The sequence below is a fragment of the Campylobacter sp. RM5063 genome (genome assembly GCF_024723655.1).
Lineage (GTDB): Bacteria > Campylobacterota > Campylobacteria > Campylobacterales > Campylobacteraceae > Campylobacter_D > Campylobacter_D lari_D.
Genome location: NZ_JANQDA010000021.1, coordinates 1 through 25,870 on the forward strand (window position 1 = coordinate 1; position 25,870 = coordinate 25,870).

Below are 25,870 nucleotides of genomic sequence, written 5' to 3' on the forward strand. Positions count from 1 at the left end.
GATTAATTTGATCAGCAATATCTGAAATCATAGTGGTAACACTTTTAATATCATTACTTTGTTTAACTACATCTTGTGCTTTGATAGAAATTTCACTCATAGTTGAATTCATTTGCTCTAAAGCTCTTGCGCTTTCTTGTAATGATGAGGTTTGATGTGTGGCATCATTTGTAAGTTCATGCATACTTTGTTTGAGTGCTTCAGCTTTTTGATTTAATAATTCACCTTGGTTTAGTGATTTTGAAAGCATGTTTTTGATTTCATTCCCAAGGGCATTGATTGCTTTTTCAACATCGCCTTTTGGGGTATTAATAGCTGCAGTAAAATCTAATTGTTTATAACTATCAAATACCGCTTGAATTTCGTTTAAATTATTACCAATTTTTTGTTGTAAAGTATCAAGCATTTTATTTAAAACATCTATGAGTTCTTGAATTTGTGGATTGTTAGCATGAGAGCTAATGTGTAAATTAAGCTCACCTGTTTCTATTTTTCTAGCAACATTTACAGATTCTTCAATAGCTTTTGCATCTTTACTTAAAGCCTCTTTGATAATATTAATATTTTCATTAATCTCATCAGCCATTTTTCCAAATTCATCTTGAGTTTTTAGTTTAATAGGGTGTGAATGAATGTCTTTATGATTTAAATAGTTAAAGAAATTATGCAAGCCTGAAGATATAATAGCAATTGGCTTAAGATTATAAGAAATGATTATTCTAATAAAAATCAAAGTAATAAAAATAGCAATTAAGGAAATAATAATTTGTTCCATCAATGTTTGTTTAGCTGTATCGCTGTAAAAATCATAATCAGCTATAGAGCAAATAGTATATTTTGGATTGATACTACCATTACAAATTAAAGCTTTGATCCCTTCTTCTTTAGTTTGAATTTTGAAAATATCCCTAGAAAGACCTTTGTTTGCACCTTCAGTTGTTTTAAAATAATTTGAAATAATATCTTTACTAGTATTAGTTGAGGTTAAGATTTTGGAAGAATCGGTATGAAAAAGATAAGTTCCATCATCAGCTAAAACAGCAGCATGTGAATAAGGTGTTTTACCTATAGCCAAAACTTCTTCTGAGAATTTTTTCAAATCATAATCAGCAGCAACTACACCTATAACTTTTCCATTGTCTATAATAGGACTAGCATAAGAAATGGTTGGTTTTTGCATGCTAGATGATATGTAAGGATCTGTGACAATTAACTCTCTTTTTTCCTTGGCTTCTTTATACCATCCTCTAGATCTAGGATCATAACCACTTTCTGGAGTTTGATTATTGCCATTTGATCTAAATATAGTTCCATCTTCAAAACCCACATAGGTTAAATCAAAACCCAAAGAATTTCCTATAGAATTTAATAAACTAGTATATTGTGTTGAATTTAGATTATTTTTATTTTCTTTGATGTATTTTGTTAAAGAATTGATCACATTGCGTCTATCGCTTGCGTATAAATCAAATCTTTTACTCACATCAAAAGCAACCTTTTGTTGAAACTGAACTAACAGTGTATGGCTATTGGATTTAGATTTAACATAATTAAAAAAACCCAAAACACATAGCAAAACTACAACAAAAATACAAACTAAGAAAGCTATTTTGTTGGAAAAATTACCTAGTAGGTATTTCTTAATAGAAGAGAGCATTTTTTCTCCTTGATAAAGTCAATATTTGACTTTATGATTATGATAGTTTGTATTATTTTATTAAAAAAATATTTAAAAAATTATAAAAAAATTAATTTTTATTAAAAAATATTATATTTTTAGGATATTTTTAAATAAAAAATTCTAATTTTTTAGAAAGTAGAATTTTATTATCAGTATATTTTGCCCATTGTATATTTAGAGCAAAAATACAAGCTTTTGCAAGTTTTGCAAAGGGAAATTTTTCATAATATATTTTTTCTTGTTCCGCGGTAGCTTTTCTAAAAATAGCTTTAATTTGTACTCCTTTAATAAGATTGATAATATTTGTATCTAGTGCTATATTAACTCCTACTTTTGGATTTTTATAAGAAAGCTGAATGTGTCTAGTATGTTCTTCGCTAGCAAAAATCAATGCAAGATTTTTATCATCAAAAGCATAATAGCAACTTGCGCAATATATTGCATCATTATCTTGCACGCTCAAGGTTAAGAGTTTTTGAGAATGAATGAATTTTTTAATTCTCTCATCCATTATTTTTAGCTTCTAAATTTAAGATCTTTTGGTAACTTAAATGAGTTAAAAAAATTACATAAAATACTTGTAAAAATAGTCCAAGCAAAGGAATGCTTGATAAAATAAAAAATATTAAAGTACTTATTTTAAAGTTCAAAGGTGAAGAGTTCTTATAAAAATTATTAAAAGAATTTTTATCCAAGACATTGCTTAATACATCTAAGAGTAAAAGTTTATGAAATAAATAATAAAAAACTCCATAATAAATCACAATACTTATAAAAGGTATGATTAGTAAAAAAGTAGCGATTATAAATAATACGCAAAAAGTCAATATAAATTTAAATGTTTTGAGTAAAACTTCTAAAGAATTTACTTCTTTTTGTATGAAATAGTTGTAGTATTTTTGATTTATTTTTTTTACTATATAAGGCGTTAAAAAAGAAATAATTAGCATGGATAAAAATACTGAGGCAAAAACTACTATGAAAAATCCACCTATGGCACTCAAAAATGTAAGTGAAAATTGTACTATGGAAAAGCTAAAAAACCAAGCCATGAAAGTTCTGCTAATGACATCTTCAATATAAGAAAAAAAGATATCATAGGTGTAGAATACAAGCAAGGCTAAAATAATTAAACTAACAAAAAAAGGCAAAAAAGAAAATTTTAAAAAAGGTTTACTAAAAAAATTTTGCAAGCTTAGATATAAAATATTCATTTTAATTCATCGTAATAATTTTGAAGTTTTTTGTAAATTTCTTTATAATCTAAGGTTTCTTTTAAAATTTGATTTAAAACTTCATTGTCTTCTACACCATTCCATGTTTTTTTATATGTGCCTTCTTTATAGCCATTTTCTTGTCTGAATTGATTTAAAATATTTTTTCCAATATATGTTTTGTAAAGTTTAAAGAAATTTAAGCCACATTTTCTAGCTAGAATAAAATAGACACTTAAAAGCTCACCTAAATCATAATCAAATCCACTGCATTTATGGATAATAAGCTCAATATCATTTAAAATTCCATAAATATCTGCTTCGTTTGGATTAGAAGTTTCTTTGCAAAAATCATCAAAAAAACTTACAGAAGAAACTTCTTCTGCTATGAAATTTTTATCATTAATTTGTTTTTCTTTGTATTCTTCTAAAATTAAACTCAAGATAAAATGCCATATATCTACTATTTCAATACATACATTATCCCAGTTTGCAGGAGTGTGTATACTTTTCCAATGCTTCCAGGCAAAAGAGTCAATAAGTTCAGCACACTCCATATAAATGCATCTTCTAAAGCTAATTAATTTACCTTCTTTGGTATAGCCATTTTCCCATCCTATACCATTAGTATCATCATTTAATTTTTGCTGGAGTTCTAGCATGCTTTTTAAAATATCTTTTACTTGCATTTATTTTCCTTCTTAAGCGTAAAATCCAAATTCTTTATTATTTTCTTCTTCTTTTTTCTTTTCTTGATTGTTATATTGCTTCCAAATTTCTTCTAATAATTTAGCACTATCTTGGAAAATCTGTTTTTTAATATCTTCAAGATCAGTTTTTGTCATTTCTTTATTTAAACTTTTATCCATAATATTAAATAACTCATGCAAGGTTGCTTTTTTGTGCTCTTCATTTTTTGGTATAGGCAGAGCATCACCAATTTTCATCGCAGTGGTGATAAGCTCTTTTGGCTTTAAGGTTCCTACTCTTGAGTTTTTCATAAATTCATCAATTTGAGGCTGTACTTTGGCTACTGCTTCTTTAATTTCTTCAATTTCTTCTTGCGAAAGTTTTGTGCCACTATATGAAAACGAAAAACCAAATTGATTTCTTAAACTCAAAGATGCTGAATTTCCATCTTTATCTAATTTTGCTTCTTTTTTATCGTACATAGAAAAAGAAAGATGATTGCCATTTTTTGTTTTTATATCCATAGAAAAATTTTGAGAGTTGTAGCTAGAAATTTGCATAATGTTCCTTTCAAATCAAGATAAAGTTATATCGTCAAAATAACTAAATCTTAAATAAATTTGCAAAGTTTTTAAGCTTTGCAAATTTCAAATACTAGGGAGATAAATATTTTATCATTAAGTCTTTAAACACTCGTTAAATCCCAAAATAATTTTAGTATTTTTTCATTATTTGAGTGTATTAAAATTTGTTTTTTGTTATGTATATTTTTACATGCTTTTAAAGCCTGTTTTAAATTTTCTTTTAAAGAAAAAATCAATCCAAAAGCAATAGCTTCTTTATCTAAACCACCTAAAATATAAATCAAAGGCATACGCATTGATTTAGAAATATCAAGCTTTGCTTGTTCATTAATGGTAGTTTTAAAATCAAATTTGCTAGGATGTTTGAACTTATAAGCTAAAGCAAGATCTAAAAACTCATCTAAATGGCTTAATTTTTTTCCGCTAATAAAAGGATATATAAAATAAAATAAATCTAAGATATTATTACTAATTTTGCTTTCATTATTATAATTTTCTTGTATAAAATTATAATATGTTTTAAATTGCTCTTGATAGTTTTGTACTAAAGTCATAGCCATTTTAGTTTTTGCAAAATTATTTAAAAAAACTTTAGGATTAGCTTCAAAACTAAAGTCTAAAAAATTAATCTTTGTGTCATTTTGATAAAAAATTCCACTAATATCGCTTTCTAAATCTAACAAAATATTATCTGAATTAAGCTCATTGTTAGAGCTATTATGGACTATTTTATTATCCAATATAATAGAAAAATTATTATAAGCAAATTCATTGCTCATAGGTTTTTCATAAAAACCAAAATCATCCCAAAAATTCTCTTCACTACAGGCAATACAGCCATGTCCTGCAGCTACTGGCCAAGAGGTTTTGGAGTTAAATTTAACCTTAGGGCAATTATTATAAGCATAAGGTCCTTTACAACCTACTTTAAAAAGACAATAACCTTGTTTTATATTTTCATCGTTAAAACTTTGAGCAAAATTACCTGCTTCAAATTTAGCTTTTCTTTCACATAAATCATGCAAACATTTACCATAAAAAGCCAAAGGTCTATTTTGTTCATCTAAAGCCATGTCTTGCTCAAATAATATATAAAAGCAAAGCGCTGCGATGATATTTACATCACTTGGAGGACAACCTGGTATATTGATTACTTTTTTTTCCAAGACTTTAGAAATTCCTATGCTTTTGGTAGGGTTTGGATGTGCAGCTTGAATTCCTCCATAGCTTGAGCAAGTTCCCATAGCAAAGATTGTTTTAGCATTTTTGGCACATTTTTGTAAAATTTCATATCCATTTTCACCATGTGCCCCTATAGTTAGATAAAAAGGATCTATAGCACAAACCCCGCCTTCAACGGCCAAAAGAAAATCTTTTTTTTCTAAAACTTCCTCTAAATGCGATTCTGCTTGGTGTCCGCTTGCACTCATAAAGGTTTCATGATATTCTAAAGAAATGAAATCAAAAATCAGATCTAAAAAGTCAGGCAATGAAGTTCTAAGCAAACTCTCACTACATCCTGTGCATTCACTTAAATGAAGCCATATGAGACTAGGTGGGGTGTGAAGTTGAAAATATCTATGTGCTAAAGGGCTAAAATCATTTGGCAAACCTAAAGTTTTAATGATAGAATTTACGGCTTCTAATGAGATATTTTTCTCTTCTTTATGCGAGTTTTCTAATAGAGCAATTTTATGCTCTAATATGCTTTTTAATTCTTCATTGCTTAAAGACATTTTTTAACCTTTGGCTATTTGTATCATATTTAAAAAATCATTTGCATTTAATGCGGCTGAACCTATTAATACTCCATCACAATTTTTTAAAGCACAAATTTCTTTAATATTGTTTTGATTAACACTTCCACCGTATAAAAGCTTAGCGTTAGTAAATTCTCTTAAAAAATTAAGTATGGTATTAATATCATCAAGATTAGCACTAACTCCTGTACCTATAGAATAAATAGGCTCATATGCTATGATAAGTTTTTTATAAGATAAATCAATATTTTCAATTTGTTTTTTTAAAAAATCTAAGCTTTTATTAGTATTTTTGGTTTCTAAACTTTCGCCTATACAATAAATGATATTAAAATCAAGATTTTTTGCAAAATCAAATTTAGCTTTTAAAAAGCTTTCATTTTCATTTAAAGCTCTTCTTTCAGAATGACCTATTAAAACACTTTTGATATTAAATTCTTCTAAGTGAATTTTACCAATTTCTCCGGTATAGGCTCCATTTTCACAAGGGTAGAAATTCTGCGCGCCTTGCTGAAATGAAAAATTGTCTTTTAAAAAAGCTATGCTAGGAGGGAAGATGAAAATTTCATCTTCTTTGTTTAAGTTTTGGTTTAATTTTTGAGCGTAAAGTTCAAAGCTTGATCTTGTATGATTACACTTTAAATTTGCTGCAAAAATCATTCATTATCCTTTATGGTCAAAGGTTTTACACCAGGAAGTTCTTTTCCTTCTATAAGCTCTAATGATGCTCCACCACCGGTTGAAATGAAAGTCATCTCATCAGCATCACCTGCTCTTGCTACAACATCAGCAGTATCACCACCACCTATTACAGTTGTTGCATGAGATTCACTAATATAATGACTCATTTTAATGCTACCTTTTGAGAATTTATCGATTTCAAAAACTCCCATAGGCCCATTCCACCATATAGTTTGAGCATCAGAAAGTGCCTCTTTAAATAATCTTACGCTAGCAGGACCTATATCAAGTCCCATCCAACCTGCAGGAATTTCTTGCACAGGGGTGTATTTCATTACTGCTTCTTGAGAGCAAGTTTGCGCTGCTGTAACATCCACAGGAAGATAAATTTTTACACCTAGATTTTTACCTTTGAGTAAGATTTTATTTGCTTCTTCAATTAAATCTTCTTCTAAAAGAGAATTTCCTATATCATAACCTTGAGCTTTTAAGAAAGTAAAGGCCATACCTCCGCCTATGATTAATTTATCTACTTTTGGAAGTAAGTTAGTCAAAGCTTGTAATTTCCCACTTACTTTAGAACCACCTACTACGGCCACAAAAGGACGCGCAGGGTGTTTGATAAGATTGCTTGCAAACTCAATTTCTTTTTGGAGTAAAAATCCCGCACCCTTGTTTGTATTATCAAAGTATTTTGTAATAGCTTCAACGCTAGCATGGGCTCTATGACAAACCCCAAAAGCATCATTAATATAAACATCAGCCATAGAAGCAAGTTCTTTGGCTAAATTTTCATCATTCTTAGTTTCACCCTTTTCAAAGCGTAAATTTTCTAAAAGCAAAATTTCACTTGATTTTAATTCGCTAGCTTTTTTCTTTGCATCTTCACCTATAACATCTTTAGCCATGATGACTTCTTTAGCCATTAAGCGTGCAAGTCTTTTTGCAACTGGTTCTAAAGAGTATTTTGAAGCTATTTCTTTTGGACGCCCTAAATGTGAAGCTAAAATAACCGCACAGCCATTATCTAAACAATACCTTATAGTAGGGATGGCCGAGCGAATACGACGATCGTCGGTGATATTTAAAAACTCATCTTGAGGAACATTAAAATCACATCTTATAAATACTTTTTTCTTTGCAAGATCAATATCTTTAATCGATAAAATACTACTCATCTTAAGCCTTTGCTATAAATACTGCCATATCTACTAAACGAGAAGAATAACCCCATTCATTATCATACCAAGCAACCACTTTAACAAAATCATCACAAATAACTTGAGTTAAATCACTTGCTACAATTGCACCATAAGAGCAAGTTATAAAATCACTAGAAACTCTTTCTTCATCATCTACCAATAATATGCCTTTTAAATTACTAGCAGCTGCTTTTCTAAAGGCTTCATTGATTTCTTCTTTACTTACTTTTTTCTTTAAAGTTGCAGTTAAATCTACAGTTGATACATCAGCTACAGGCACACGCATGCTTTGACCATGTAATTTTCCATCAAGTTCAGGCATAACAAGCTTCATAGCTTTTGCTGCACCGGTAGAAGTAGGGATGATATTTTGTGCAGCAGCGCGTGATCTTCTTTTATCTCTTGCTTTTGCATCAATAATACTTTGACCATTGGTGTAAGCATGTATAGTAGTCATTAAACCTTTTTCTATGCCAAAATTATCTTGCAAAACTCTACAAATTGGTCCTAGGCAGTTGGTGGTACAACTTGCATTTGAGATGATATTTTCGCCTTTATATTCGTGAGCATTTACTCCTAAAACATAGGTTGGAGTTTTATCTTTTGCAGGTGCACTCATGATGACTTTTTGCACCCCATGATCTAAAAATCCTTGACATTTTTCCATAGTTAAGTGTGCACCGGTACACTCTAAAACAATTTGTGCGCCATATTTTGCAAAGTCTAAATCTGCTACATTTCTACTTTTTAAAACTTTTATTTTTTTATTATCAATTATTAAATCATCATTTTCATTTTCAACGCTACCATCATATACCCCATGAACGGTGTCGTATTTAAAAAGATATTTTGTGAGTTCAATATCAGTAGTATCATTAATCGCTACAAGTTCTATATCATCGCGTTTCATGATAATTCTTGCAACACATCTTCCAATGCGTCCAAAGCCATTTATTGCAACTTTTACAGCCATTTTCATTTCCTTTTTATGATTAAGTAGATAAAATTCTACTAAAAAAAGGTTAAATTTTAATGAAAATCGCACTTTTTGGCGGTAGTTTTGATCCGCCTCATTTAGGTCATAATGCTATAGTCTTAAATGCATTAGAAAATTTAGAGCTTGATAAGCTCATTATTATGCCTACTTTTATTAGTCTTTTTAAACAAGAATTTACTGCAGATGAACAAAGACGCTTAAAATGGTGCAAGGAAATTTGGGGAAGCTTAATAAAAGTTGAAATTTGTGATTTTGAAATAAAAAAGCAAAGACCTGTGCCTAGTATAGAAAGTGTTGAATTTTTATATAAGCAATATGAAATTTCAAAATTTTATCTTATTTTAGGAGCTGATCATTTGCAAAGTCTTGAAAAATGGCATGAATTTGAAAGATTGCAAAATTTGGTAGAATTTGTTGTAGCTAAAAGAGATGATATTTTTATACCAAAACATTTTAAAACTTTAGATACTAAAGTAAATATCTCTTCATCTTTTATAAGACAAACTTTACAAACAACGCAAGTTTGTGAGCAAATCAAAGAAGAAGTTAAGCTTTATTATTCTAAATTTAAAAATATTTAACAAAAGGAAAACAATGCAAGAAAGAATTAATAATATAGTGCAGATTTTAGATGATAAAAAAGCAGATTTAATAGAAAGCTTTGATATGCAAGATAAGGATTATTTTGTTAAATTTGTAGTGATTGCTACTACTATGGGGGAAAGACACGCGCTTTCTTTGATTGATGATTTAAAAACTAATCTTAAAAGCAAAGGTGAGGAGTTTTTAAATATAGAAAGTAGTGAAGAATGGACTGTACTTGATTTAGGAGATATTTTGATTCACTTAATGAGTGAAACTTATAGAGCAAAATATAATATAGAAGAATTTTTGAAAAGTTTAAATAAAGAAAATCAAAACTAGGATTAATATTTGGATAATCTAATCACTGAATTATCAGATTTAGCTAAAGAATATTTTGAAAATTCAGAATTTGAAAAATGCGATGAAGTTTTAAGCGAGCGTATTGTTTTTGGAAGCTTATCATAATAGAGCATTTTGTGGATTTAATTGTTTGAAATTTCAAGAAGTACTTTTGGCTTTCAATAAAACCATGTACTAGATAATACATATTATTTAGTATATTTTAACAGAGCTAGAATTTATATACTTTTAGATAAGCAAATAAAAGCCTTAAAAAATTGTAAACTTGTATTGATCTAGCTCTTGTTTAAGAAGCGACTTTGAGAATTTGGAAGATTATCAAAAGGCTATAGAATTTTTTAATAAAATGATTGAGTAAACAAGTTTTAGAATATACCAAAGAATTACCAAAGCTTGATGGAGAAAATGAGTTTGCATTAAAAAATCAAAATATTTTAATGCAAAAACTAAAACAACAAAATAAAAAATGGTGGCAAATTTGGAATTAAATTAGAGTTTGCTGATATATTCTTCAATCTCTTTTTTGATTTTGTCTTTTTTGTCTTTTAAAGCTTGTTTTTTGTTTTTATACTCTGTTTTACTCATATAATCTTTTTGTTTTTTTAATTCTTTTAACTCTTGTTCGATTTTTTCTATCTCTTGTTCTTTAAGTTTTTTAGCCTCTAATTTTTTATCATAAAAAAGAGGATCTTTTGCACAATCTGCTTGAACTTCTTTTAAGGCTAATTCTAAACTTAAAGCTTTTTCTTGATGATTGTAATTTTTAGCATAAGCTATTTCTTTTTGAATTTGCTTTATTTTAACCTCACATTGCGTGGAAAATGCAAGTGAGCAAAGTGTAAGTAAAAATAACAATTGCTTCATAGTTTAAACCTTTCTTTTTTCAAATTTTAGTTTATTATATTAAATAATTTATTTGCTGTTTTTAATAAAAACATGAGTTTTAAAAAAAGTTATTTGACCTTTTATAAAAATAAAGATGAATTATTATCAAGCTTATAGTTTGATTTTCTCATATTTTAAACTTATATGATTTTTGTACTAAAATAATCCTAAGTAGATAATGTAATAGGACTTGATAACTAGAATTAATAAATTTTTAAACATGAATATTATTTATTTTTTTAAGTAAAATTGATACAAATCCTTCAAAATCAGGCAATTTTAAATCCTTAATTTCTCTTTGTTGTTTTCCCCACATGCATTCAGGAAAAAACCCATCTTCTTTAAAGCGTGCCATAACATGAAAATGCACTCTTGGCACATAGTTTGCAAAGGAAGCTATGTTGATTTTTTCTGGGTTGTAGTATTCTCTAAGGCTTAATTCGCAAGCTAAAACATACTGAAAAAGCATATTTTGTAAAAAGGATGGACAATCACTTAATTCTCTGTAATTTTCTTTAGTAAAAATTTTTACCCAAGGAATTTGAGAATCTTCTTTTTCTATAAATAAAAAATCATTTTCATAAATCATCTAAATCCTTAAAAAGACTAGGGTTATTCCTAGTCTTTTGATTATTTTTTTACTCCTATCATTTTTGTAGGATCTACAAATTTAGCAAAGTCTTCTTCGCTTACTAAGCCAAGCTCCATAGCACTTTCTTTTAAAGAAATACCTTTTTTATGAGCATTTTTTGCTACTTTAGCTGCATTTTCATAGCCAATGTGTGGATTTAGTGCAGTTACTAGCATTAAAGAATTATGTAAATTATGATCTATTTTTTCTTTATTTGGCTCTATACCAACAGCACAATGGATATTAAATGAATGCATAGCATCAGCTAATAAATCAAGGCTTTGCAAGAAGTTATAAATAATCACAGGCTTGAAAACATTAAGCTCGAAATTTCCTTGGCTTGCTGCAAAGCCAATAGCTGCATCATTTCCCATAACTTGCACTGCAACCATAGTTAAAGCTTCGCATTGAGTAGGATTAACCTTGCCTGGCATGATAGAACTTCCTGGTTCGTTTTCAGGTATGTTTAACTCTCCAAGACCACATCTAGGGCCACTTGCTAGCCATCTAATATCATTTGCTATTTTCATTAAATTTGCAGCTAAGCCTTTCATGGCCCCATGAGTAAAATTAATTGCATCATGGCTTGTTAGGGCATGGAATTTATTTGGACTTGAAATAAATTTAGTGCCTAAAAGCTTGCTTAATTCTTCACTTACTTTTTCGCTAAGTTCTGGATGAGCATTCAATCCTGTACCAACAGCTGTCCCACCTATTGCAAGTTCTCTTAATGTAGGTAAAGAAGCGATGATTTGCTCTTTTGAGTGAAGTAACATAGAAAGATATCCGCTAAATTCTTGAGCTAGGGTAAGTGGTGTAGCATCTTGAAGGTGAGTTCTTCCTATTTTAATAATTCCTTCAAATTCTTTTACTTTTTTTTCAAAAGTTGCAATAAGCTCATCTAAAGCAGGGATAAGTTTTTTCTCTACTTGCTCTACCGAAACTATACTCATAGCAGTTGGAAAAGTATCATTTGAACTTTGACTCATATTTACATGATCATTTGGATGAACAAGCTTTTCTTTTCTAAAATCTCCACCCATAATTTCAGTTGCACGGTTTGCTATAACTTCATTCATATTCATATTGCTTTGAGTGCCTGAACCTGTTTGCCATATTGCTAGTGGGAAATTATCGTCAAATTTTCCTGCTACAATTTCATCGCAAGCTTGCACGATAGCATTTTTTTTAGCATCATCTAATTTACCAAGTTTATTATTTACCAAAGCCAAAGATTTTTTAAGATTTGCAAAAGCATAAATTAAAACTTTTGGCATTTTCTCACAACCAATTTTAAAATTTTCAAAACTTCTTTCAGTTTGTGCTCCCCAATATTTATCATTAGGAACTTTTATCTCTCCCATAGTATCGTGTTCGATTCTGTATTCCATGGCCTTTCCTTGTAATAAAATAAGTTGTGATATTTAAACTAAATAAACCCTAAAGTTTGCTTATAATTTAAGAAGTATTTATAAAATTTTTGAAGAAAGGTGTAGTTTTTTTCAAAACTACACAAATACTATTCTACTGTAACACTTTTTGCTAGATTTCTTGGCATATCCACATCATTGCCAAGTCTTATAGAAACTTCTAAAGCTAGAAGCTGTAAGATTACCATCATTTCGAAAAATTCGCACATATAGTGCTCTTGTTTTGAAGTTTTTATAAAATCATCACTTAAATCAAAATCAAGTGGAGAGATAGCAAGTAAAGTAGAATCCCTTGCAGCTAATTCTTCTACATTTGATTTTGTTTTTTCATAAAGACAATTTTGCGGCATTAATGCAACGGTAAAAAGCTCACTATCTGCTAGAGCAATAGGTCCATGTTTCATCTCTCCTGCTGGATAGCCTTCAGCATGTAAGTATGAAATTTCTTTAAGTTTTAAAGCTCCTTCTAGTGCTAGTGGATAAAATACATCTCTTCCTATAAAGAAAAAGCCATGGCCATGTAGGTATCTTTTTGAAATTCTATGTACTTTTTCATGCAAGTTTTGTTCAACTTTAACTATACTTGGTAAACTTCTTAGAGCTTTGATTTCTTTACTCATATCTAAATTTGCTTTTTGTGCAAGATAGATTGCAAGCATCCATAAAGTTGCTACTTGAGTGGCAAATGCTTTAGTTGAAGCTACGCCTTTTTCAATACCCGCTCTAGTAAGTAAAGATATATCAGCCAAACGCACGATGTTAGAATTATCCACATTGCATATTGCTAAAGTTTTAACTCCTTGTGTTTTTGCTATTTTTAAAGCTTCTAGTGTATCAGCTGTTTCACCACTTTGAGAGATTACTATAAAAAGAGTATTTTTACCTATAATGGCTTCTCTGTATCTAAATTCACTTGCTACTTCAACTTTAGTTTTAATTTTTGCAAGTCTTTCAAGTAAATAAGCCCCACTTAATGCTGCATGATAGCTTGTACCACAAGCACAAAGTGTGATTTCATCTATGTTTTGTAAAAGAGTTTCATCTATATCTTCAAAAACAATCTGCTCACCTTGTAATCGTCCCATTAAAACTTCGCCTAAAACTCTACTTTGCTCATAAATTTCTTTTTCCATGAAAAACCTATAACCATCTTTTTGAGCATAACTTTTATCTTGACTTAAAGCCACAAAAGTAGGTTGTATACAAGCTTGATCATGACAAATTTTGCATTCATTTAAATTAACATATCCATAATCTCCATCTTCAAGATAAGCTACTTTATCCACTAAAGAAACTAAAGGTGCATCACTTGATGCAAAATAATATTCATTTTCATCGCCATTTTTTCCGATGATGAGTGGCACAGCATTTTTAGCAAAATAAATTGTATTAGGATCTTTTTTACTCACAAGCAAGATTGCAAAAGCACCTTTTAGTTCAGCTATGGTCTTTTTAAAAGCTTCAAATGGTTCTAAATTACTCGCATGATATTCAAATAAATGTACAATAACTTCAGTGTCAGTTTGACTTAGAAAATTAATACCTTCTTGTGTGAGTTTTGTTTTTAATTCTTGGTAATTTTCTATGATTCCATTATGTATTACACAAGAGTATTGTCCTAAATGTGGATGCGCATTTATTTCAGTTGGTTTTCCATGGGTTGCCCAACGCGTATGGCCTATAGCAAGCCCAAATCCATCACTATTAAAATTAGCAGTCTTATTAGCTAAATTTTCTAATTTTCCAACCGCTTTAAAAAAGTCTAATTCTCCATCTTTCATTACTGCTATACCGGCGCTATCATAACCTCTATATTCAAGCTCTTTTAAACCTTCTAATATGATTTTTTTCTTTTCTTTAGTTCCTATATAACCTACTATTCCACACATCTTTTACTCGCTTATTAGTGATTTAAGAATTTGATCTTTATGATCTTGCAAGCTTTCATTTTTATGCAAAATCAAAACATTTCGCGTTCTTTCTTTTATAGTTTGAATTTTTGCTGCACTTAAGATAATATCATATCTTACAAGCACATCCATTACATAAGCCATTAAACCTTTTTGATCTTTTGTGTTTAAGGTTATTTTGGCATAGCTTTTGGAATAATTCATGTCTAATTTTAATTCATCTTTTTTAATGTTTGGTTTTTTTGCTTTTTTTTGTACTTTTAAATGTAATTTAGAATTAAGTAAATTTTCTAAACTTTGTTTTTGATTATCACTTACTATATCTGAATATTCAAATTTCAGATAAACTTTTTCATCAAATAATTCAAAAAAACTCATAAAGACTAAATTTAAAGAACTTAAAGTGTTGAGTATATTTTCAAGATTATTTTTTCTATTCATTATAAGCTCTAGAGTAAAATTATCTTGATTGTCAAGCCAAAAAGTAAAATTTTCTTTTTGCGCAATCTGTGTTATTTTAATAATTTTTTCAAAGCTATTTTTTATAAAAAAGAGATTAGATTTAATATGAGTGATATTGTTTTGAGTTTGCTCATCAAGATCTAAAAAAGCCTTGCTTCTTTTTAGGGTTTGTTCTTTTTTTACCCTTCTTTGACTCTCATCAATTAAATTTTCATCCTCAAAACCTTCTAGTGCATTTTGAAACAATCTTTCTAAACTTTTATAATAAAAATGATTTTCTATACCCAAAGCTTTAGCATTGCAAAAAGATAAAAGATGTAAGGTTTTTAGGGTATGAGTATCATTTAATTTGGAAATAAAATTTAATACAATAGTAGAATTATAAATATCTTCTTTTTCTATAATATCTTTAAAAGCATTGAAATTTTTAAATAATCTTAAGCCAAAATCTAAAAGTTCATTATCAACTTGGAATTTTCCAACATAAGCTCTGTAAATATTAGCTAAAGAAATTTCATTTTCTTCATGAATAGCACTTAAAAGTACGGTAAGCTTTATTATTAGAAGTGTTTTTTTATCAAATTTGCAATCTTTTTCTTCAAAGTATTTTAAGCAAAGTAATGCTCTATCTAATGCGCTATAAACACCTTCTTCTTCGAGTAAAAATTTACTTTGAATTAATGGTTTGCAAAAATCTTTTAAAATATTTGCATTGTTTAGTAGTTTTAAAATACTAAAAGAATGTTTTTTTTCTAATATACCTTTAAATAACTCCAAATTTTCATCATTATTTTTTGCTCTTTTTAATGCAAAAATTAGTTTAATATCAAAAATAAATTCCTCATCTTCTAGTTTTAAAAGTCGATTGAGTATTGAATTTAAATTTTCATTTTCATCTGAATAGGTAAAAAAGTTATCTTGTATTTCATAAAGTTTATTTTCTTTATAATGTTTTTCTTGGATGCACCTTGCTAAAAAATGTGTATAAATTCCACAAATTTGCATACTTTGCATTGCTTTTTGAATGAGTATGGATTTAAGATCTAAATTTTTCTTTTCTTTTTTATGCATTAAGTTAGCAAGTTCTTGTGAATTTTGTATTAAAAATAAATTTGTGTTTTTACCTTCTAAAAGATTCATTGCACATTTAAGTGAAAATAAAAAATCACTTGCAAGCTTAAATTCGCTAAATTCTTTTTCATTGATAAAATTAAGCATATAATTTTTGGGAGAATCTTTAAATAAAATATTTAAATTTTCTATATTAAGTTGCTCATCTAAACCGCCAAAATTTTTATTAATATCAAATTCTTGCTTGATTAAAGGTTGATAATAAGGGTTAAATTCATGCAAGATTTTTAGAGCAAATTCTTCTTTTAACTCATCTTGAGCTTGGGAAATTTTTTCTTTGATTTGTTTAAATAAAATCTTAGAGCCGCTAATATAGCGGTATTGTAAAATATTTTGTTTAAGCTCATTTTTAGCTATATTATAAAGTCCATTTATTTCACAAATTTGATAGTTAATGCTTAAACCAATATCGTTTAAAGAAGTGATAAATGCTTTCATTAAAGGCTTAATATTATAAGCTTTTATATCTTTATAAATAAGCAATAAATCAATATTTTCTTTTATGCTTAAATTCATTTTAGCATATTGTTTAATGGCGATAATACAAAAAGGAATTTTGTCATTATGTGGAAAAAAATCATCAAAAAAATCATTTAAAACAAGCTCATAAATATCTTCTATAAAACGATCAATCTCTTTAGAATGGTAAAAGCTAAAAGAACCTTGCTTTAAAAAAAGTCTAGAACAATATGCTTCATAGTCTTTTAAAGAATTTTTTAATTTTTGAATTTTTTGCATATCCATTTTTGAAAATTATTCCTTGCTTTAAATTTTTGTTAAAATCATACCAAAAAATACTTTGTATTAAATTTTAAGTAAGTTAAAATTATAATTGTAGTTTAAAATTAAAAATATGGTAAGAATATGCAAACAATTATAGAAAAATTAGAAAATCAAGAAAGATTAAACGAAGAAGAGGCTAATAAACTTTGGGATTTAGAGCTTTTTACTCTAGCTAAATATGCACAAAAAATTCGTACTAATTTGCATGGCAAAAAGGTTTATTTTAATATCAATCGACATATTAATCCTACAAATATATGTGCAGATACTTGTAAATTTTGTGCTTTTTCAGCACATAGGAAAAATCCTAATCCTTACACTATGACACATGAAGAGATAATGAAAATAGTTGATGAGACAGTTTTAAGAGATACGAAAGAAATTCATATTGTTTCAGCGCACAATAAAAATACATCATGGCAGTGGTATTTAGAAATTTTTAAAATGATTAAAGAAAAATATCCATTTTTACACATTAAAGCTCTAACTGCTGCTGAGGTTGATTTTTTAAGTAGAGCTTTTGATATGAGTTATGAAGAAGTAATAGAAAAAATGCTTGAGTATGGTGTTGATTCTATGCCAGGCGGTGGAGCTGAAATTTTTGATGAAGAAGTTAGAAAAAGAATTTGTCATGGTAAGGTAAGTAGTGAAAATTGGCTAAAAATTCACAAACTTTGGCATGAAAAAGGTAAACAAAGTAATGCTACTATGTTATTTGGGCATATAGAAAGTAGAGAAAATAGAATTAATCACATGATAAGATTAAGAAATCTCCAAGATCAAACAAGTGGGTTTAATGCTTTTATTCCTTTAGTTTGGCAACAAGATAATAGTTTTATTACAGGTAAAAAGCCACTTGGCTCGGTGGAAATTTTAAAAACTTTAGCTATAGCAAGAATAGTGCTTGATAATATTAAAAATATCAAAGCTTATTGGGCAACTATGGGTATAAATTTAGCTATGGTGGCTCAAGATTTTGGTGCAAATGATTTAGATGGTACCATAGAAAAAGAAAGCATACAAAGTGCAGGTGGAGCAAAAAGTTCAAATGGCTTAAGTTTAAAAACCTTCATAGAGATGATTCAAAGTTCAGGTTATATAGCAATAGAGCGAGATAGTTTATATAATGAACTAAAAATTTATTAAGGATTAAAATGGATTTTTTTAAACTTAAAGAGCATAATAGCGATGTAAAAACTGAAATTTATGCAGGTATTGCTACCTTTTTAGCAATGATTTATATTATACCAGTTAATGCTAATATAATGAGCAATTCAGGTATGCCACTAGAAGCTTTAATCGTAGCAACCGCTTTGGTAACTATTATAGCTACTACTTTAAGTGCTTTTTTCTCTAATACTCCTGTGGCTATGAGTGTAGGCATGGGATTAAATGCGTATTTTACTTTTAGCGTGTGTAATACTTATCAAATTCCTTGGCAAAGTGCTTTGGGGGCTGTTTTTTTATCAGGTATTGTTTTTACTTTATTATCTTTTACTAATTTTAGAATTTGGGTTATAAAAAGCATACCAAATGATCTAAGAAAAGCTATATCAGCGGGTATTGGAACTTTTATAGCTTTTATGGGACTTGTGCAAATGGGAATTATCACCAAAAGCGAAGCAACTTTAGTAGGCTTGGGAGATTTTTCAAGCACTAAAGTGCTTTTTGGATTATTTGGTTTGTTTTTAGTTTTTGTTTTTTGGGCTTGGAGGATTAAAGCTGCTTTTATCTTAGCTGTTTTTGTAAGTGCTTTGTGTGCTTGGATTTTTGGTATTGATGGAGCTAGGTTTCCAGAACAACTTTTGTCGATGCCAGTTATAAACGGAGATAATGGCTTAAGTGCAATATTTGGTAAGCTTGATATTAAAGGAGCTTTAGAACTTAGTATGATTCCTATAGTGCTTACTTTTTTTGTTACTCAGCTTTTTGATAGCGTAGGGACAATCACAGGCGTAGGTTCAAGAGGAAAAATATTTGATGATCCAAAACAAGGTGATAAAAAACTAGGAAAAACTTTAGGAGTAGATGCTGTTAGTTCAGCTATGGGAGCAGTTGTTGGTACCTCTACTGTAACGGCATTTGTGGAGAGTTCAGCGGGAGTTGAAGCAGGCGGTAGAACAGGTCTTACAGCTTTAGTTACTGCTATATGTTTTGTTTTCACTTTATTTTTACTACCGGTATTTAAAGCTATTCCTGCAAATTCTATTTATCCTGTATTGGTTCTTGTTGGAGTTTTAATGTTTATGGAAGTTGCAAATATTAATTTTAAAGATAAAGCAATAGCTGTGAGTGCGTTTTTTATTATTATTATGATGCCGCTGACTTATTCTATTACAACAGGTTTTGCTTTTGGTTTTATTGCGTATTTATTTATGCGTATTATGCAAAAAGAATTTGATAAAATTAATCTTGGAATTATCATTTTAAGTGCAATTTCATTATTGGTATTTTTATTACAATTTTTATAGGAAGTGATTATGTATTATTATGCTTATGAAGAATTTCAAAAAGAAATTATCCCTTTTACGCGCAAAATAAAAGAGGAATTTAATCCCGATGTTTTACTTGCTATAGCAAGAGGTGGTATGACTTTGGGCCATTTTTTAGCAGAAGGTATGGGTAATAGAAATTTATTTTCTTTAAATTCTATCCATTATGAAGATACTCAAAAATTAGATACGATTAAAATTTTTAATATTCCTGATCTTAGTTTATATAAAAAAGTTCTTTTGGTAGATGATATCATAGATAGTGGTGAAACTATGATAGAAATTAAGAGAGTCTTAAGTCAAAAGTTTCCTCATTTAGAGCTTAAAGTAGCAAGTGTTTTTTACAAAACTTCAGCATTATTAATCCCTGAATTTTATATTAAAGAAGCTAAAGAATGGATTGATTTTTTCTGGAGTATTAAAATTTAGTTTATTATTAGCTATAAATAATACAATATAATTAAATACTAAACTAAAAGGAAGGACAAACATGAGTTTAACAAGAAGAAAATTCTTAAAAGGTCTTGCTGCAACTTCAGCAGTTGCTTCCGTTAATCCTTTAATGGCAGCACAAACAAAATTTTACGATACTAAAAAAATTCCTCATGCAACTCACTTTGGTGCTTTTTGGGCTGAAGTAAATTCAGAAGGAAAAATAGTAAAAGTTACTCCACAAAAATCTGATAAACATCCTTCAGTAATAACTGATGCCATTATCGATAGAACTTATTCAGACACTAGGGTAAAGTATCCTTGTGTTAGAAAAAGCTTTTTAGAAGGTAAAAAAAGACCTAAATTAAGAGGTAAAGAACCTTTTGTAAGAGTAAGTTGGGAGAAAGCTTTAGAGCTTGTATTGGAAAAATTAAAAGAAACTCCTATTGAAAATTTATTTAATGCAAGTTATGGTGCATGGGGACATGTAGGTTTATTGCACAATTGCAACTCAGTAGCAGGAAGATTTTTTAATACCGCTTTAGGTGGCCATATTGGCACTGATGGCGAGTATAGTAATGGTGCTGCTGGTAAAGTAAATGCTAGCATAGTAGGAGATTTGGAAGTTTATTCTTTGCAAACTTCTCATGAAGTTATTTTGGAAAACACTCAGGTTTATGTTTTATGGGGAGCTGATCTTTATAAATGTAATCAAATTGATTTTAAAGTTGCAAATCGTGGTAATGATGATTATTATAAAAAATACAGCAAATCAAAAATTAAATTTATAACTATTGATCCTCAATATACTCAAACAGCAGAAATTTTAAATGCCCAGTGGATTAAGATTCGTCCAAATACTGATGTTGCTTTAATGCTTGGTATGATGAATTATTTATATAAAAGTGGAAAATATGATAAAAAATTCATTGAAAAATACACTGATGGTTTTGACAAATTCTTACCTTATTTGCTTGGAAAAACTGATGGTATTGATAAAACTCCAGCTTGGGCTGCAAATATTACCGGCGTTGAAGAAAAAGTTATTACTGCATTAGCAGATACTTTTGTAAAAAATAGAACCTTTTTAGCAGGTAACTGGGCTATGCAAAGAGCACACCATGGTGAGCAAGCTGATTGGACTTTAATGGTTTTAGCTTCAATGATAGGTCAAGTAGGCTTACCTGGTGGTGGATTTGGTTTTTCTATGCATTATTCAGGTGGTGGTCAAGCATTTTCAGGTGTAAGATTACCAGTAGGTTTACCACAAGGTAAAAATAATCTTGATACTAATATTCCTGCAAGTAGAGTTTCAGAAGCTATTTTAAATCCAGGTAAAACAGTTAAATTTAAAGGTAAAGAAATCACTTATCCTAAAATTAAACTCATGTATGTAGTGGGTGCTTCTGTATTGGGTCATCATCCAAATACAAATGAACTTATCAAAGCTTTAAGAACACTTGATACATTAATTGTACATGAGCCTTGGTGGACTCCTATGGCAAAAATGGCAGATATTGTATTACCTTCAACTACAACTTTAGAAAGAGATGATATTAGCTTTGGTGGCTCTTATTCTCAAGATTATGTTTATGCTATGAAAAAAGTAATTGAGCCTTATTTTGAAAGTAGAAATGACTATGATATTTTCGAAGAATTAGCAAAAAGAATTGGCGAGAGAGAGCATAAAAAATTTACAGGTAATAAAACAAAACAACAATGGCTTGAAGGTTTTTATGGAAGAAGTGATTGTCCTTATTATATGGAATTTGCTGACTTTTGGAAACAAGGTTTTATTCATTTTGAAACTCCAAAAGAAGCTTATAATTTTGTAAGACACTCTGAATTTAGAGCCGATCCTGTGGCAAATAAACTTGCAACAGAAAGTGGAAAAATCCAAATTTATTCTCCAAAATTTGAAAAATACAATTTAGATGATTTTAAAGCACATCCAACATGGTTTGAGCCTGCAGAGTGGCTGGGTAATGAAAAATTAGTTAAAAAATTTCCTTTCCATTTAGTAAGTCCACATCCAAGATATAGAGTGCATTCTCAACTTGATAATACTTGGGTAAGAGATTTGTATAAAATTCAAGGTAGAGAACCTGTGATGATTAATACAAATGATGCCAAAAAACTTGGTATTACCCACGGAGAAGTTGTAGAAGTATATAATGATCGTGGGTCACTTTTAGCAGGTGCTTTTGTAACAGATAATATCATGGAAGGAGTTGTTAGTATCCAAGAAGGTGCTTGGTATGACCCTGAAGATGTAAGCGATAGCAAGCCAAGATGTAATGCAGGTCATGTAAATGTTTTAACAAGCTCAAGACCAACTTCAACTATGGCTCAAGCAACTAGTGTAAATACTTGCTTAGTGGGTATTGAAAAGCTAAAAGAAGTTATAAAACCTTATAATTCAACTACACCACCAGAAATCATAGGAGCTTAAAATGAAGAAAATTATATTAACATTAACTTTTTTAGCTAGTGCTTTGTTTGCTAAAGATATGTTTATTTTTAATGAAAAAGTAGATCTTTTAGATAGTGCTAGTAAAAAAGTAGTAGGACAAATTTATGAAGGCTCTAAAGTGGAGCTTATAAAAGAAGAAGGCGAATACTCTTTAATTAAAGTCAAAGGTGAGGTTGTAGAGTCAAATCCAAAAAGCCTTGCTTATACCAAAGATGGAATTTATCTTTTACTTACTTTAAATGGTAAAAATGCAAGTAATGAAATGGAATTTTTAGTTAAAAGTAAAGATTTGACCGATCAAGAAATTCTTGCTTGGGATGAGATAGAATTAACTTATTATGATACTTGCACAAGTTGTCACGCAGCACATAAACCAAAAGAACATTTAATGGAAGAATGGGATGCATATTTATCTGCTATGCAAGGTTTTGCTAAAATCACTGATGCGGAAAAAGATAGAATTTTAAGATTTTTACAATCTCATGCAAGTAATGGGCCTGTAAAACTTGACTAATTAAAAATGAAAAGGTATTTATTAGCCGTTTTATTTTTTGATTTTTGTGCTTTATTATATGGTGTAAGCACTTTATCTATCAGCTATAATGAAGCACAAATTTATTTTTACGATCATAGCTTAATTGCTATGATTGCTAGATTTGGTACTACTCTTCTTGGACAAAATGATTTTGGATTAAGACTTCCGTTTGTTTTGTTGCATTCTTTAAGTTGTATTTTGTTGTATATTTTGGCTTTAAGATACACCAAAACTTCTTTTGATGCTTTTATTTCTGTTGTGCTTTTTATATTGCTTCCTGGTAGTGTAGCCAGTGCTTTGCTTATCAATGAATCTAGCGTAGTAATATTTTTTACGCTTTTGATTTTGGTGCTGTTTGAATATAAAAAATTCTTTTTATTTTATATCTTGTTTTTTTTAGTTCTTTTTGTAGATGGAAATTTTGTAATTTTATATTTATCTTTTTTCTTTTTTGCTATATATAAAAAAGATAAATTACTTATTGCATGCTCTTTGATTTTATTTGCTATTGCAATGAGTATTTATGGTTTTGATGCAAGTGGAAAACCTAAAGGATATTTTTTAGATACTTTAGGTATTTTTGCAGCTTGCTTTTCACCTTTAATTTTTCTTTATTTTTTTTATGTTATTTATAGAATTCTTTTACAAGATGATAAACCTCTTTTATGGTTTATTAGTGCAACTACTTTCGTTTTTTGTTTGATTTTTTCTATAAGACAAAGACTTTTTTTAGAAGACTTTTTACCTTTTTGTGTAGTTTGTACTCCATTATTAGTTCGTTATTTAATGTCTTCTTATCGCTCAAGAATGCCACAATTACGCCTAAAATATAAAATTTTTATAGAATGCTCTTTAGTTTTTTTACTATTTTTTTATCTTGGTATTATTTTTAATCAAAGTTTTTATTATTTATTAAAAGATCCAAAAAAACATTTTGCTTATGATTATCATATTGCTAAAGAATTGTCTTTAAAGTTAAAACAAAGAAATTTTACACATATTTTCACTAAAGATAAAGAGTTAGCTTTAAGACTTAAATTTTATGGTATTTCCAAAGGTAAATTAGAACTTCATTCTAGTAAAAAAACTAGTAAGATATATGTTAGTTTAGGTAGGCATAAAATTTATTATTATATAAAATGAAACAAGCTTTTACTTTAATAGAATTAGTTTTTGTTTGTATTATATTATCTTTATTGTTTTCTATGGGGTATTTTTATTACAAACCTGACTATTTGCGTTTAGGGGCTGAACAAATTTTAAATGATATTAAATACACAAGACATTTAGCATTAATACAAAATGATTTTAGAGTAAAAGAATTTAATATTGCTAAACGAGAGTGGTTTAAAGCCAAATGGCAATTATATTTCATACGCTCAAAGTCAGCTACAAATAATGAACAAACTTATACTATTTTTTTAGATAAAAATGGTGATGGTAATGCAAATATAGGTAAAAACATGATTAATAAAGACAGAGAAATAGCTGTTGATTTAATTAATCCAAACTTATTGATGAACTCAGGACAAAGCGGAGTAATAAATCAAAATGATTCTAAGGCAAATTTAAAATATAATATAGAAAAAACATATGGTATTTCAAAAGTTTTGTTTGAAGGTGCTTGCAAGGGAAGTACGCGTTTAATTTTTGATGATTATGGTCGCTTATATACACCTTTGAAAAATGCTATGCGTCCTTATGATAAGCTCTCATCTTTTAATAATAACTGCATTATAAGATTATCTAATAAACAAGATCAGCATATATGTATAGTTATAAATCCTATTAGCGGTTATGCTTATATACCTAATTTTTCTTCACTAAACCAGCAGAGTATTATTTTAAATAATAAACAAATATTTTGTCATAATATATAATTTTTATTAAAATTTATTATTTTTTTGATAAAATATATTTACTAAAATACTTCAATTTAAATACAAAAAAAGGAGATACATGAATGCAAATACACAAATGAGTGTGAAAAATAAATTGTCCATTGTTGTTGGTATTATTGTCTTTTTAGCTTTATCAATAATCACTATAATGGCATTTGTTTCTAGTAGAAATAATTTAATTTCAAACAGTAAACAAGCGAATGAAGATTATTTATTGATCACAGAAACTCAAGTAGAGGGATATGTTGATGGTTATATAGATATTTTACTTGCCATAAAAAAATACATTGATTCTTTGGGAAAAAATCAAGTTTTAAATTTTGATTCTATGGAGCAAATACTAGGAGATGATTTAAAAATTTTTAAAGATGGATCAAATACTTTAGCTGTCTATGTTGGTTTTCCCGATGGAACTATGCTTGTAAGCGATACTGTTTCTGATAAAAAAGGAGTTAATTTTAGAAAAAGAGGTGGTGGAGTTTCTTCTTATGATGATCCAAGTTACGATGCTACTTCTAGAGACTGGTATAAAGGGGCTATTGCAAATGATGGAGTGTTTATAAGCGATGTTTATGAAGATTCTGTTACAAAATTACCTAGTTTTACTTATTCTACCCCGATTAAGAAAAATGGTAAGTTGATAGGTGTTTTAGGTGTTGATTTACTGCTAACATCTTTGCAAAAGACCTTTGAAAAACTTCCAGGAAATGTTTTTGTTTTTGATACAACAAGCTCTATTCCTTTTGCATCAAATAATAAATCACTAATCTTAACTCAACATCCAAGTATAGAAGAGATAAAAAAATATCATCAGCAATTTGGAGATTATAAAACATTTGAATATATAAGCGTTGATACACAAGAAGAAAGATTTGGAATTTGCGCTAATATAGATAATTCAAAAGCTAAAGTAAGCTATATTGCTTGTGCAACTCAAAAGCAAGATGAGTTGGAGATGTTGGTTTTAAAAGACGCATATAAGCAAATTATTTTTTCTATCATTATATTGTTTATTTCATGTTTTGCTATTTACTTTTTTTCTTCAAAATTA

Annotated in this window: 25 protein-coding genes; 11 read left to right on the plus strand and 14 right to left on the minus strand. The window is 28.8% G+C overall.

Going from position 1 to position 25,870, the window contains the following annotated elements:
• The 9 genes from CAMP5063_RS07155 to gap all read right to left on the minus strand — a co-directional run.
• Positions 1 to 1,657: methyl-accepting chemotaxis protein (locus CAMP5063_RS07155; RefSeq protein ID WP_337195076.1), on the minus strand; the 1,657-nt coding region annotated here is incomplete at its 3' end.
• A 130-nt stretch (positions 1,658 to 1,787) separates the two neighbouring features.
• Entirely contained in the window at positions 1,788 to 2,192 is a 405-nt protein-coding gene (locus tag CAMP5063_RS07160; protein ID WP_337195077.1) for a hypothetical protein, read from the minus strand.
• Positions 2,185 to 2,895, minus strand: coding sequence for an EI24 domain-containing protein (locus CAMP5063_RS07165; protein ID WP_337195078.1), 711 nt, complete (start codon positions 2,893 to 2,895; stop codon positions 2,185 to 2,187). The genes CAMP5063_RS07160 and CAMP5063_RS07165 overlap by 8 nt, the downstream gene beginning before the upstream one ends.
• Positions 2,892 to 3,584: a dUTPase gene (dut, locus tag CAMP5063_RS07170; protein WP_133319361.1), complete on the minus strand. Its 693-nt coding sequence runs from the start codon at positions 3,582 to 3,584 to the stop codon at positions 2,892 to 2,894. The genes CAMP5063_RS07165 and dut overlap by 4 nt, the downstream gene beginning before the upstream one ends.
• A gap of 12 nt (positions 3,585 to 3,596) precedes the next feature.
• Positions 3,597 to 4,145, minus strand: coding sequence for an ATP-binding protein (locus CAMP5063_RS07175; protein ID WP_133319360.1), 549 nt, complete (start codon positions 4,143 to 4,145; stop codon positions 3,597 to 3,599).
• A gap of 125 nt (positions 4,146 to 4,270) precedes the next feature.
• Positions 4,271 to 5,905: a hydrogenase small subunit gene (locus tag CAMP5063_RS07180; RefSeq protein ID WP_263662835.1), complete on the minus strand. Its 1,635-nt coding sequence runs from the start codon at positions 5,903 to 5,905 to the stop codon at positions 4,271 to 4,273.
• Positions 5,906 to 5,908: 3 nt separating this feature from the next.
• Positions 5,909 to 6,589 carry a triose-phosphate isomerase gene (locus CAMP5063_RS07185; RefSeq protein ID WP_263662836.1) on the minus strand — a complete coding sequence of 227 codons (681 nt, stop codon included), beginning with the start codon at positions 6,587 to 6,589 and terminating at the stop codon, positions 5,909 to 5,911.
• Positions 6,586 to 7,788: a phosphoglycerate kinase gene (locus tag CAMP5063_RS07190; RefSeq protein ID WP_263659824.1), complete on the minus strand. Its 1,203-nt coding sequence runs from the start codon at positions 7,786 to 7,788 to the stop codon at positions 6,586 to 6,588. The genes CAMP5063_RS07185 and CAMP5063_RS07190 overlap by 4 nt, the downstream gene beginning before the upstream one ends.
• A 1-nt stretch (position 7,789) precedes the next feature.
• Entirely contained in the window at positions 7,790 to 8,785 is a 996-nt protein-coding gene (gene gap / locus CAMP5063_RS07195) for a type I glyceraldehyde-3-phosphate dehydrogenase (protein ID WP_220566300.1), read from the minus strand.
• A gap of 59 nt (positions 8,786 to 8,844) precedes the next feature.
• On the opposite strand from gap, the gene nadD reads away from it, so the two are divergent.
• The 3 genes from nadD (at position 8,845) to CAMP5063_RS07210 (ending at position 10,242) form a co-directional block, all read left to right on the plus strand.
• On the plus strand, positions 8,845 to 9,390 hold the full coding sequence (gene nadD / locus CAMP5063_RS07200) for a nicotinate (nicotinamide) nucleotide adenylyltransferase (RefSeq protein WP_263737600.1): 546 nt from the start codon (positions 8,845 to 8,847) through the stop codon (positions 9,388 to 9,390).
• A gap of 13 nt (positions 9,391 to 9,403) precedes the next feature.
• Positions 9,404 to 9,733 (plus strand): ribosome silencing factor, encoded by a 330-nt coding sequence (gene rsfS, locus CAMP5063_RS07205; protein ID WP_263725969.1) that lies wholly within the window; start codon positions 9,404 to 9,406, stop codon positions 9,731 to 9,733.
• Positions 9,734 to 10,104: 371 nt separating this feature from the next.
• Entirely contained in the window at positions 10,105 to 10,242 is a 138-nt protein-coding gene (locus tag CAMP5063_RS07210; RefSeq protein ID WP_263661052.1) for a hypothetical protein, read from the plus strand.
• Between the two features lies 1 nt (position 10,243).
• Here CAMP5063_RS07210 and CAMP5063_RS07215 read toward each other — a convergent pair whose 3' ends face one another.
• The 5 genes from CAMP5063_RS07215 to CAMP5063_RS07235 form a co-directional block, all read right to left on the minus strand.
• Positions 10,244 to 10,618: a DUF1090 domain-containing protein gene (locus CAMP5063_RS07215; protein ID WP_263737601.1), complete on the minus strand. Its 375-nt coding sequence runs from the start codon at positions 10,616 to 10,618 to the stop codon at positions 10,244 to 10,246.
• A gap of 235 nt (positions 10,619 to 10,853) precedes the next feature.
• Positions 10,854 to 11,228, minus strand: a complete 375-nt coding sequence (locus tag CAMP5063_RS07220; protein WP_220566296.1) for an HIT family protein — start codon at positions 11,226 to 11,228, stop codon at positions 10,854 to 10,856.
• Between the two features lie 41 nt (positions 11,229 to 11,269).
• Positions 11,270 to 12,661, minus strand: a complete 1,392-nt coding sequence (gene fumC, locus CAMP5063_RS07225; RefSeq protein WP_263737602.1) for a class II fumarate hydratase — start codon at positions 12,659 to 12,661, stop codon at positions 11,270 to 11,272.
• A gap of 128 nt (positions 12,662 to 12,789) precedes the next feature.
• Positions 12,790 to 14,589 (minus strand): glutamine--fructose-6-phosphate transaminase (isomerizing), encoded by a 1,800-nt coding sequence (gene glmS, locus CAMP5063_RS07230; RefSeq protein ID WP_263660498.1) that lies wholly within the window; start codon positions 14,587 to 14,589, stop codon positions 12,790 to 12,792.
• Between the two features lie 3 nt (positions 14,590 to 14,592).
• Positions 14,593 to 16,947, minus strand: coding sequence for a nucleotidyltransferase (locus tag CAMP5063_RS07235; RefSeq protein WP_337195079.1), 2,355 nt, complete (start codon positions 16,945 to 16,947; stop codon positions 14,593 to 14,595).
• 120 nt (positions 16,948 to 17,067) lie between these two features.
• Between CAMP5063_RS07235 and mqnE the strand changes: the two genes are divergently transcribed.
• The 8 genes from mqnE to CAMP5063_RS07275 all read left to right on the plus strand — a co-directional run.
• Positions 17,068 to 18,132, plus strand: coding sequence for an aminofutalosine synthase MqnE (mqnE, locus tag CAMP5063_RS07240; RefSeq protein WP_133319349.1), 1,065 nt, complete (start codon positions 17,068 to 17,070; stop codon positions 18,130 to 18,132).
• 8 nt (positions 18,133 to 18,140) lie between these two features.
• Positions 18,141 to 19,457 carry an NCS2 family permease gene (locus tag CAMP5063_RS07245; protein ID WP_263661047.1) on the plus strand — a complete coding sequence of 439 codons (1,317 nt, stop codon included), beginning with the start codon at positions 18,141 to 18,143 and terminating at the stop codon, positions 19,455 to 19,457.
• A gap of 9 nt (positions 19,458 to 19,466) precedes the next feature.
• On the plus strand, positions 19,467 to 19,907 hold the full coding sequence (locus CAMP5063_RS07250) for a phosphoribosyltransferase (RefSeq protein ID WP_263737603.1): 441 nt from the start codon (positions 19,467 to 19,469) through the stop codon (positions 19,905 to 19,907).
• Positions 19,908 to 19,968: 61 nt separating this feature from the next.
• Positions 19,969 to 22,362, plus strand: coding sequence for a molybdopterin guanine dinucleotide-containing S/N-oxide reductase (locus tag CAMP5063_RS07255; RefSeq protein ID WP_337195080.1), 2,394 nt, complete (start codon positions 19,969 to 19,971; stop codon positions 22,360 to 22,362).
• A gap of 1 nt (position 22,363) precedes the next feature.
• The gene (locus CAMP5063_RS07260; RefSeq protein ID WP_133319345.1) at positions 22,364 to 22,897 is read left to right on the plus strand and encodes a hypothetical protein; all 534 of its coding nucleotides are present in this window, start codon (positions 22,364 to 22,366) and stop codon (positions 22,895 to 22,897) included.
• 6 nt (positions 22,898 to 22,903) lie between these two features.
• Complete coding sequence (locus CAMP5063_RS07265) at positions 22,904 to 24,061, plus strand: hypothetical protein (protein ID WP_220566289.1); 1,158 nt, start codon at positions 22,904 to 22,906, stop codon at positions 24,059 to 24,061.
• Positions 24,058 to 24,798 (plus strand): pilus assembly FimT family protein, encoded by a 741-nt coding sequence (locus CAMP5063_RS07270; protein ID WP_220566288.1) that lies wholly within the window; start codon positions 24,058 to 24,060, stop codon positions 24,796 to 24,798. Before CAMP5063_RS07265 ends, CAMP5063_RS07270 begins: the two co-directional genes overlap by 4 nt.
• A gap of 79 nt (positions 24,799 to 24,877) precedes the next feature.
• On the plus strand, positions 24,878 to 25,870 hold a 993-nt coding region (locus CAMP5063_RS07275), incomplete at its 3' end, for a cache domain-containing protein (RefSeq protein ID WP_337195081.1).

Coding starts and splice junctions, on each gene's coding strand:
- CAMP5063_RS07160 (WP_337195077.1), bottom strand. CDS start 2,192: ATGGATGAGAGAATTAAAAAATTCATTCATTCTCAAAAACTCTTAACC.
- CAMP5063_RS07165 (WP_337195078.1), bottom strand. CDS start 2,895: ATGAATATTTTATATCTAAGCTTGCAAAATTTTTTTAGTAAACCTTTT.
- dut (WP_133319361.1), bottom strand. CDS start 3,584: ATGCAAGTAAAAGATATTTTAAAAAGCATGCTAGAACTCCAGCAAAAA.
- CAMP5063_RS07175 (WP_133319360.1), bottom strand. CDS start 4,145: ATGCAAATTTCTAGCTACAACTCTCAAAATTTTTCTATGGATATAAAA.
- CAMP5063_RS07180 (WP_263662835.1), bottom strand. CDS start 5,905: ATGTCTTTAAGCAATGAAGAATTAAAAAGCATATTAGAGCATAAAATT.
- CAMP5063_RS07185 (WP_263662836.1), bottom strand. CDS start 6,589: ATGATTTTTGCAGCAAATTTAAAGTGTAATCATACAAGATCAAGCTTT.
- CAMP5063_RS07190 (WP_263659824.1), bottom strand. CDS start 7,788: ATGAGTAGTATTTTATCGATTAAAGATATTGATCTTGCAAAGAAAAAA.
- gap (WP_220566300.1), bottom strand. CDS start 8,785: ATGGCTGTAAAAGTTGCAATAAATGGCTTTGGACGCATTGGAAGATGT.
- nadD (WP_263737600.1), top strand. CDS start 8,845: ATGAAAATCGCACTTTTTGGCGGTAGTTTTGATCCGCCTCATTTAGGT.
- rsfS (WP_263725969.1), top strand. CDS start 9,404: ATGCAAGAAAGAATTAATAATATAGTGCAGATTTTAGATGATAAAAAA.
- CAMP5063_RS07215 (WP_263737601.1), bottom strand. CDS start 10,618: ATGAAGCAATTGTTATTTTTACTTACACTTTGCTCACTTGCATTTTCC.
- CAMP5063_RS07220 (WP_220566296.1), bottom strand. CDS start 11,228: ATGATTTATGAAAATGATTTTTTATTTATAGAAAAAGAAGATTCTCAA.
- fumC (WP_263737602.1), bottom strand. CDS start 12,661: ATGGAATACAGAATCGAACACGATACTATGGGAGAGATAAAAGTTCCT.
- glmS (WP_263660498.1), bottom strand. CDS start 14,589: ATGTGTGGAATAGTAGGTTATATAGGAACTAAAGAAAAGAAAAAAATC.
- CAMP5063_RS07235 (WP_337195079.1), bottom strand. CDS start 16,947: ATGGATATGCAAAAAATTCAAAAATTAAAAAATTCTTTAAAAGACTAT.
- mqnE (WP_133319349.1), top strand. CDS start 17,068: ATGCAAACAATTATAGAAAAATTAGAAAATCAAGAAAGATTAAACGAA.
- CAMP5063_RS07245 (WP_263661047.1), top strand. CDS start 18,141: ATGGATTTTTTTAAACTTAAAGAGCATAATAGCGATGTAAAAACTGAA.
- CAMP5063_RS07250 (WP_263737603.1), top strand. CDS start 19,467: ATGTATTATTATGCTTATGAAGAATTTCAAAAAGAAATTATCCCTTTT.
- CAMP5063_RS07255 (WP_337195080.1), top strand. CDS start 19,969: ATGAGTTTAACAAGAAGAAAATTCTTAAAAGGTCTTGCTGCAACTTCA.
- CAMP5063_RS07260 (WP_133319345.1), top strand. CDS start 22,364: ATGAAGAAAATTATATTAACATTAACTTTTTTAGCTAGTGCTTTGTTT.
- CAMP5063_RS07265 (WP_220566289.1), top strand. CDS start 22,904: ATGAAAAGGTATTTATTAGCCGTTTTATTTTTTGATTTTTGTGCTTTA.
- CAMP5063_RS07270 (WP_220566288.1), top strand. CDS start 24,058: ATGAAACAAGCTTTTACTTTAATAGAATTAGTTTTTGTTTGTATTATA.